This window comes from Sphingomonas bacterium, from assembly GCF_903643065.1.
Lineage (GTDB): Bacteria > Pseudomonadota > Alphaproteobacteria > Sphingomonadales > Sphingomonadaceae > Sphingomonas.
In genome coordinates, this window is sequence record NZ_CAHJWX010000072.1 from 1 (window position 1) to 7,595 (window position 7,595).

General features: G+C 68.9%; 7 protein-coding genes and 1 pseudogene. All 8 read right to left on the reverse strand.

Features of this window, described 5'->3' with window-relative positions:
• The coding region (locus HUU95_RS04040) for a TolC family protein (RefSeq protein WP_174278931.1) at positions 1–813 on the reverse strand (813 nt) is incomplete at its 3' end.
• Between the two features lie 153 nt (positions 814–966).
• Positions 967–3,057 carry an acetyl-CoA carboxylase biotin carboxylase subunit gene (locus HUU95_RS04045; protein ID WP_174278932.1) on the reverse strand — a complete coding sequence of 697 codons (2,091 nt, stop codon included), beginning with the start codon at positions 3,055–3,057 and terminating at the stop codon, positions 967–969.
• The gene (locus HUU95_RS04050; RefSeq protein WP_174278933.1) at positions 3,057–3,452 is read right to left on the reverse strand and encodes a hypothetical protein; all 396 of its coding nucleotides are present in this window, start codon (positions 3,450–3,452) and stop codon (positions 3,057–3,059) included. The genes HUU95_RS04045 and HUU95_RS04050 overlap by 1 nt, the downstream gene beginning before the upstream one ends.
• Positions 3,445–3,588 (reverse strand): annotated as a pseudogene (locus HUU95_RS04055) (biotin synthase BioB); the annotation flags it as partial. The gene HUU95_RS04050 and the pseudogene HUU95_RS04055, both read right to left, overlap by 8 nt.
• Complete coding sequence (locus tag HUU95_RS04060) at positions 3,588–3,854, reverse strand: DUF2442 domain-containing protein (protein ID WP_174278934.1); 267 nt, start codon at positions 3,852–3,854, stop codon at positions 3,588–3,590. The pseudogene HUU95_RS04055 and the gene HUU95_RS04060, both read right to left, overlap by 1 nt.
• A complete protein-coding gene (locus HUU95_RS14460) occupies positions 3,851–3,997 on the reverse strand; it encodes a DUF4160 domain-containing protein (protein ID WP_254602609.1) in 147 nt (48 codons plus the stop codon). The genes HUU95_RS04060 and HUU95_RS14460 overlap by 4 nt, the downstream gene beginning before the upstream one ends.
• Positions 3,998–4,066: 69 nt before the next feature.
• The gene (gene bioB, locus HUU95_RS04070) at positions 4,067–5,167 is read right to left on the reverse strand and encodes a biotin synthase BioB (protein WP_254602607.1); all 1,101 of its coding nucleotides are present in this window, start codon (positions 5,165–5,167) and stop codon (positions 4,067–4,069) included.
• Complete coding sequence (scpA, locus tag HUU95_RS04075) at positions 5,164–7,509, reverse strand: methylmalonyl-CoA mutase (RefSeq protein WP_254602608.1); 2,346 nt, start codon at positions 7,507–7,509, stop codon at positions 5,164–5,166. The genes bioB and scpA overlap by 4 nt, the downstream gene beginning before the upstream one ends.
• Positions 7,510–7,595: the final 86 nt, after the last annotated feature.

The window sequence follows — 7,595 nt, forward strand, 5'->3', positions numbered from 1 at the left end:
CTGAACGGCGGCCATGCGCTCGCGCAGCGCGCCCGGCGCCTGGCCGGTGAGCACGCCGACCCGCGCGACGGCGGCGTCGAACTGTTGTTGCAGCTGCGGCACCTGCGCGGCGGTCTGCGCGCGTTGGGCGCGGGCCTGTTCGGCGTCCAGCGAGGAAACGAGCCCCGCCTGGACGCGAAAGCCCGCGATCTGGAGATTGTCGTCCTGGATGCGCAAGGACGCGACCGCGTTGGCGATCTGTTCCTGAAGGTTGCGCGCGAGGATGTAATTCTGCGCGGTCTCGCTCGTCACCGTGACCAGCACGCTGGCATAGTCGAAGCGCGCCGCGTCCTGTTCGGCGCGCGTCGCCTCCACCGTGCGCCGGATCTCGCCGAACAGCCCGACCTGATATTGCGCGTCGAGCCCGAGGCTGAAGCTGTCGCCGGCCTGGCGGCTGATGCTGGTGACGGTGCCGTCGGCCAGCGTCAGGTTGGACGAGCCGCCGATGACGTTGAACGACCGGTTGTACCCGGCCGAGCCGGTCAGCGTCGGATACAGCGACGCGCGGCTCTGGATCAGCGCCTCGCGCGCCTGGCGCAGCCGGCCGACCGCCTGCGCCAGATCGGTGTTGGCCGTGCGCGCGCGCTCGACCAGCTCGGTCAGCAGCGGGTCGTCGAACCGCGTCCAATAGCGGGTCAGGTCCTCCCGCGCCTGCCCCGCCGCGACCGAGTAACTGGCGGGAACGCCGAGATCGGCCGGGGTCGCGGGATGGTAATCCGGGCCGACGGTGCAGGCGGCGAGCGCGAGCGGCAGGAGGACGGCAAGGCGGCGCATCGGTATCGCATGTGGCCAGCGCATCCGACGCTGTCGAGCGCCAATATGTCGCAACTTGTCGTGGGAGCAGTTCACCCTCACCCTTTCGTCTCCCTCTCCGGATGGGAGAGGGAAACAGGCGCGTCAGCACCAGAGGGTGAGGGTGACCTGCCGTTATTCCAGTTCCAGGATCACCTGGTCCACCGCGAGGCTATCGCCCGCCTTTGCCTCGATCGCCTTGACCACGCCCGCTTTCCCGGCGCGCAGGATGTTCTCCATCTTCATCGCCTCCACCACCGCGAGCGGCTGGCCGGCCTCGACCCGGTCGCCCTGCGCGGCGTCGAGGCGGACGAGCAGGCCGGGCATGGGGGCGAGCAGGAAGCGGCTGAGATCGGGCGGCACCTTCTCCAGCAGGTGCCGGGCATAGGGCGCGGCATGCGCCGGCAACACGCGCGCGACATGGCTGGCGCCACGCGTCGTCAGGCGGAAGCCGGTGCGGGTACGCTGGAGCTGGACGGCGAGCGGCGCGCCGTCGACCTCCGCCTCGACCAGCGCGTCGCCGGGGGTGTAGGCCATGGCGAGATCCAGCTCGTCGCCGTCGACGACGATCGTGTCGGGGGCGAGCAGCACCTGATGATCGGCGCCATTCAGGCGCACCACCCACTCGCCGGGCGGCTGGAGCCGCTGGCCCAGCTGCCCGTCGACGCGCCGCGCGCGATCGGCCTGCGCGGTCGCGGCAAAGGCGGCGATCGCGGCGAGGCTGCGGATCAGCGCGGGCGCGGCGGGCGCGCCGGTGAAGCCGTCCGGATATTCCTCCGCGATGAACCCCGTCGTCAGCCGGCCCTCGCGAAAGCGCGGGTGCTGCATCAGCGCCGACAGGAAATCGACGTTGTTGCCGACCCCGGCGATCCGGAACCGGTCGAGCGCCGCCACCTGCGCATCGATCGCGGCCTCGCGCGTCGGCGCCCAGGTGATCAGCTTGGCGATCATCGGATCGTAGAAGATCGACACCTCGCCCCCTTCGACGACGCCGTCGTCGACGCGGGTGTAAGGGCCATGTCCCTCGACTTCGCTCGGGACGAACGGAGCTGGCGCGGCCCCCTCCCCGTTTGTGCCGAGCGCAGTCGAGGCACCTGCCCCGATGCTGCGATATGGCGTACCAACGCTCTCCGGCGGCGCATACCGCACCAGCCGCCCGGTGCTCGGCAGGAACCCGCGATACGGGTCCTCGGCATAGACCCGGTTCTCGATCGCCCAGCCATCGAGCCGCACGTCGTCCTGCGTCAGGCCGAGCGGCTCGCCGGCGGCGACGCGGATCATCTGCTCGACCAGATCGAGGCCGGTGATCGCTTCGGTCACCGGATGCTCGACCTGGAGCCGGGTGTTCATTTCGAGGAAGTAGAAGCCCTGCCCCGTCGGGTCCGCGCCCGAGACGATCAGCTCCACCGTGCCGGCGCTGTGATAGCCGACCGCCTTGGCGAGTGCCACCGCCTGCTCGCCCATCGCCCGGCGCATCGCGGGCGTGACGAAGGGCGACGGCGCCTCCTCCACCACCTTCTGGTGGCGGCGCTGAATCGAGCATTCGCGCTCGCCCAGGTACAGCGTGGTGCCGTGCTGGTCGCCCAGCACCTGGATCTCGATGTGGCGGGGCGATTCGATGAACTTCTCGATGAACACGCGGTCGTCGCCGAAGCTCGCCAGCCCCTCGCGCTTGGTCGCCTCGAACCCCTCGCGCACGTCCTGCTCGGACCAGGCGAGCCGCATGCCCTTACCGCCGCCGCCCGCGGACGCCTTCATCATCACCGGATAGCCGATCTCGCCCGCGATCCGCACCGCCTCGTCGGTATCGGCGATCTCGCCCAGATAGCCGGGCACGACGTTGACGCGGGCGGCCTTGGCGAGCTTCTTCGATTCGATCTTGTCCCCCATCGCCGCGATCGCGTTCGGCGGCGGGCCGATGAACGCGATGCCCGCGTCGGCGCAGGCGCGCGCGAAGGACTCGCGCTCGGACAGGAAGCCGTAACCGGGGTGGATCGCGTCGGCGCCGGTCTCGCGCGCTGCGAGCAGGATCAGCTCCGCCTTGAGATAGCTCTCCGCCGCCGGCGCCGGCCCGAGCCGCACGCTTTCGTCGGCGAGGAGCACATGCGGCGCGCGCGCGTCGGCGTCGGAATAGACCGCGACGGTGGCGATTCCCATCCGCTTGGCGGTGCGCATCACCCGACACGCGATCTCGCCACGGTTGGCGACCAGGATTTTGCTGAACATCAGTGCCCGCTTTCGTCAGTAAACTCGGCTAAGCTTGGCCCCGCTTTACCGTTTCTGGGCACGACCATGCCAGGATTTCCCAAGAACATGCGGTCGAGACCGGCTTCCATGTTGCCCAACAATCGCTTCAGATCATCGTCTGCGTTCTGAGGCAAAACTCTTATTATCGAGGTGATCGCTGCATCGAAGTAAGCGGTTGCGGCATCTGTCGCTGTCAGACCGGAGCGACGTAGCCGTTCGAGAAAGAACGGCCCAATATCTGATTTGTGCGCGGCCGTGGCGAACGCTCCTACAGCCTCTCCGCCGTCCTCTCGCCCAAGGTGAAGGAGCATCTGCTGCTCAATGTGACGTAGTACCTTCAAGCGGAAGGAGCGCGCGCGGAGGAACTCAAACATCGGAGCTTCGCATCGGCTCCTCGCCCGCCAGCGCGCACAGGCTCAGCTTCGCGAACAACGCCGCGTCGGCGCTGTCGCCGGCGTTTCTGGTGGTGAGCAGCTTATCTCCGGTAAAGATCGAGTTCGCGCCCGTCATCAGGCCGCCTTTGCCGCCGGCGCTCCCCGGAGCAAGCCTTCCGTGCTCAGGTCCTCGTCCACGTCCACGTCCGGCCAGTGGATGCCAAAGCCGGCCCCCGCCTTCTCCCAACGCGAGCGCTGCGTCGGCGTGGCGTGAATCAGGCGGGGAAACCACACGAGCGGGGCGGAGATGCTACGCCCGTCCATTAGGTCGACGGTCAGGCTGTGCTCGTCGCATCGCACATCGAGCACACGCTCATCGGTCATTCGGGCCAAAAAACTCATGCCACGCCTCCAAACATCGTGCGGTGCTCGTCGATCATGGCGACGATGCCACCGATCTCGTGCGCGCGAAAGCCACGGCTCTTCGCCACATTGAGGCTCTCCAGCCACAACTTGATCGTGGCCTCGCCGCGATCGACATGAATGTGTGGCGGCTCGTTCGGCTCGTGGCTGTAGAAGTAAGCGGAAAGCGCCGATCCGCAGGACTGTCGGCACTATTCCGCCGCCACCCGCATCGGCTCCTCCCCCGCCATCGCCCGCAATCCCAGCTTCGCGAACAGCGCCGCGTCGGCGCTGTCGCCGGCGTTGCCGGTGGTGAGGAGCTTGTCGCCGGTGAAGATCGAGTTGGCGCCCGCCAGGAAGCACAGCGCCTGCGTCGCCTCGCCCATGCTCTCGCGACCTGCCGACAGGCGCACCATGCTCAGCGGGCAGCAGATGCGCGCGGCGGCGACGACGCGGGCGAACTCAATGTCGTCCAGCCGGCCCATCGGCGTGTCCGCCAGCATGTCGCCCAGCGGCGTGCCCCGGATCGGCACCAGCGCGTTGACCGTCACGCTCTCCGGGTGGCGCGGCAGGGTGGCGAGCGCGTGGACGAAGCCGATCCGATCCTCGCGCGTCTCGCCCATCCCGACGATGCCGCCGCAGCACACGCTCACGCCCGCGTCGCGGACGTGCGCGAGCGTGTCGAGCCGGTCCTGGTACGTTCGCGTCGACGTGACCCGCTCGTAGAACTCCGGCGAGCTGTCGAGATTGTGGTTGTAATAATCGAGCCCCGCCTCGCCCAGCGCGCGCGCTTGCGCCGCGTCGAGCATGCCCAGCGTCATGCACGTCTCCAGCCCCATCGCCTTCACCCCGGCGATCATCGCGGCGATCTTGGGGATGTCGCGGTCCTTCGGCGAGCGCCACGCGGCGCCCATGCAGAAACGCTGCGAGCCGGCGTCCTTGGCCTGCGCGGCCGCTTGGAGCACCGCCTGCACGTCCATCAGCCTGGTGGCCTTGAGCCCGGTGCCGTGGTGCGCGGACTGCGAGCAGTAACCGCAATCCTCCGGGCAGCCGCCGGTCTTGATCGACAGCAGCGTGCAGAGCTGCACCTCGTCGGGCGCGTGGTGCGCGCGGTGGACGCTGGCGGCGCGGAACAGGAGGTCGGTGAAGGGAAGGTCGAACAGCGCGCGGACCTCGGCGCGGGTCCAGTCGGTCCTGCTCCCCTCCCCTTCAGCGGAGAGGCCTGCGATCTGGCTGCGGCGCTCGTAACCAGCGCCCCACCCCAACCCCTCCCCCGAAGGGGAGAGGCTTTCCTTCATCAGCAGGTCGGTCATGCGGCTTCCTCTTGCGGCGCCATGTTGTGGCCGAGCAGGCGCAGCACCTCCTCCGCCGCCTGGATCAGGTTGGTGCCGGGACCGAAGATCGCCTGCACGCCCGCGTCGCGTAGCGCTTGATAATCCTGCGCGGGGATGACGCCGCCGCAGATCACCTTGATGTCGGCGCGCCCCGCCTCGCGCAGATGGCCGATCAGTTCGGGGATCAGCGTCTTGTGCCCCGCCGCGAGGCTCGACGCGCCGACCACGTCCACATCCTTCTCCAGCGCCAGCCTCGCCGCCTCGGCGGGCGTCTGGAACAGCGGGCCGGGCACGATCTCGAATCCCAGGTCGCCGAACATGCTCGACACCAGATTGGCGCCCCGATCGTGCCCGTCCTGCCCCATCTTGGCGACCAGCATCCGGGGTTTGCGGCCCAGCCGGCGCTCGGTGGAGGCGACGCCGTCCTCCAGCCGCGTCCAGCGCGCGTCGCCTTCATAGGCGCCGCCATAGATGCCGCTGACCGGCGTCGGCTGCGTCCCATAGCGTCCGAACACGTCTTCCATCGCACCGCTGATCTCGCCCAGCGTGGCGCGGGCGCGGGCGGCGGCGACGGCGAGGGCGAGGAGATTGGTTTGCGGTCCTCCCCGGGACGGGGAGGTGGCGACCGCGTCAGCGGCTGACGGAGGGGGTCCGGCATCGAACGCACCGCCCGGGATTGAGCCCCCTCCACCACCGGGCTGCGCCCGGCGGTCCCCCTCCCCGTCCCGGGGAGGATTTGCCCGCGCCCCCTCGCGCAGCGCGTCCAGCGCCGCCCGGCACGCCGCCTCGTCGCGGCTGGCCTTGACCGAAGCGATCCGGCGCACCTGCGCCTCGCGCACCGCGTGATTGTCGATGTCGAGCGTCTCGATCGGGTCCTCGCCTTCCTTGCGGTAGCGGTTGACGCCGACGATCACGTCCTCCGCCCGGTCGACGCGCGCCTGGCGCGCGGCGGCGGCCTCCTCGATCATCGCCTTGGGCCAGCCGGCGGCGACCGCCTTGGCCATGCCGCCCTCCGCCTGCACCCGCTCGATGATCGCCCAGGCGCCATCGACCAGGCTCTGCGTCAGGCTCTCGACATAATAGCTGCCGCCGAGCGGATCGACGACGTTGCACATGCCGGTCTCCTCCTGGAGCACTAGCTGGGTGTTGCGCGCGATGCGCGCGGAGAAGTCGGTGGGCAACGCGATCGCCTCGTCCAGCGCGTTGGTGTGGAGCGATTGCGTGCCGCCCAGCATCGCCGCCATCGCCTCGATCGTGGTGCGCATGACGTTGTTGTACGGGTCCTGCTCGGTCAGCGACACGCCGCTGGTCTGGCAGTGGGTGCGCAGCATCTTGGAGCGCTCGTCGTGCGCGCCCAGCTGCGTCATCGCGCGATGCCACAGCACCCGCGCCGCGCGCAGCTTGGCGACCTCCATGAAGAAGTTCATGCCGATCGCGAAGAAGAACGACAGCCGCCCGGCGAACCGATCGATGTCCAGCCCCGACGCGACCCCGTATCGCACGTAATCCATGCCGTCGGCGATCGTGAACGCCAGCTCGTGGAGCTGCGTCGCGCCGGCCTCCTGCATGTGATAGCCCGAGATCGAGATGCTGTTGAACTTGGGCATCTCGCGCGACGTGTAGCCGAAGATGTCGGAGATGATCCGCATGCTCGGCTCGGGCGGGTAGATATAGGTGTTGCGGACCATGAACTCCTTGAGGATGTCGTTCTGGATCGTCCCGTCGAGTTGCGCGCGCGGCACCCCCTGCTCCTCGCCGGCGACGATGAAGAAGGCGAGGATCGGGATCACCGCGCCGTTCATCGTCATCGAAACCGACATCTGATCGAGCGGGATGCCGTCGAACAGGATTTTCATGTCCTCGACCGAGTCGATCGCGACGCCTGCCTTGCCGACATCGCCCGTGACGCGGGGATGGTCGCTGTCGTAACCGCGATGGGTGGCGAGATCGAAGGCGACGCTCAGCCCCTTCTGCCCGGCGGCAAGATTGCGGCGATAGAACGCGTTGGACGCCTCGGCGGTGGAGAAGCCCGCATATTGGCGGATCGTCCACGGCCGGCCGGCATACATCGACGCACGCACGCCGCGCGTGAACGGCGCGAAGCCGGGCAGGCCGGGGTCGGCCGACACGTCGGCGGCGGTGTAGAGCGGCTTGACCGCGATCCCCTCCGGTGTGTGCCAGGTCAGGTCGCGGCCCTTGACCTCCTTGCCGGCGAGCACCTGCCATTTGGCGAGCGTCGGGTGATCGGAGGGCTCGGGCAGGTCGCGCGGCTTGGGGGCGCTGCCGGCGTCCTCGCCCGTATTCTGCTCGATCGTCGCCATTATGCTCCTCTGAACCGGGCCTTGCGCTTCTGCAAGAAGGCGGCGGCGCCTTCGATGGCATCGCCACTGTCGCCGGCGACGCGCTG

What these genes read in the sequence shown, in the direction of transcription:
- HUU95_RS04045 (WP_174278932.1), bottom strand. Translation starts at nt 3,057, where the DNA reads ATGTTCAGCAAAATCCTGGTCGCCAACCGTGGCGAGATCGCGTGTCGG.
- bioB (WP_254602607.1), bottom strand. Translation starts at nt 5,167, where the DNA reads ATGACCGACCTGCTGATGAAGGAAAGCCTCTCCCCTTCGGGGGAGGGG.
- scpA (WP_254602608.1), bottom strand. Translation starts at nt 7,509, where the DNA reads ATGGCGACGATCGAGCAGAATACGGGCGAGGACGCCGGCAGCGCCCCC.
- HUU95_RS04050 (WP_174278933.1), bottom strand. Translation starts at nt 3,452, where the DNA reads ATGTTTGAGTTCCTCCGCGCGCGCTCCTTCCGCTTGAAGGTACTACGT.
- HUU95_RS04060 (WP_174278934.1), bottom strand. Translation starts at nt 3,854, where the DNA reads ATGAGTTTTTTGGCCCGAATGACCGATGAGCGTGTGCTCGATGTGCGA.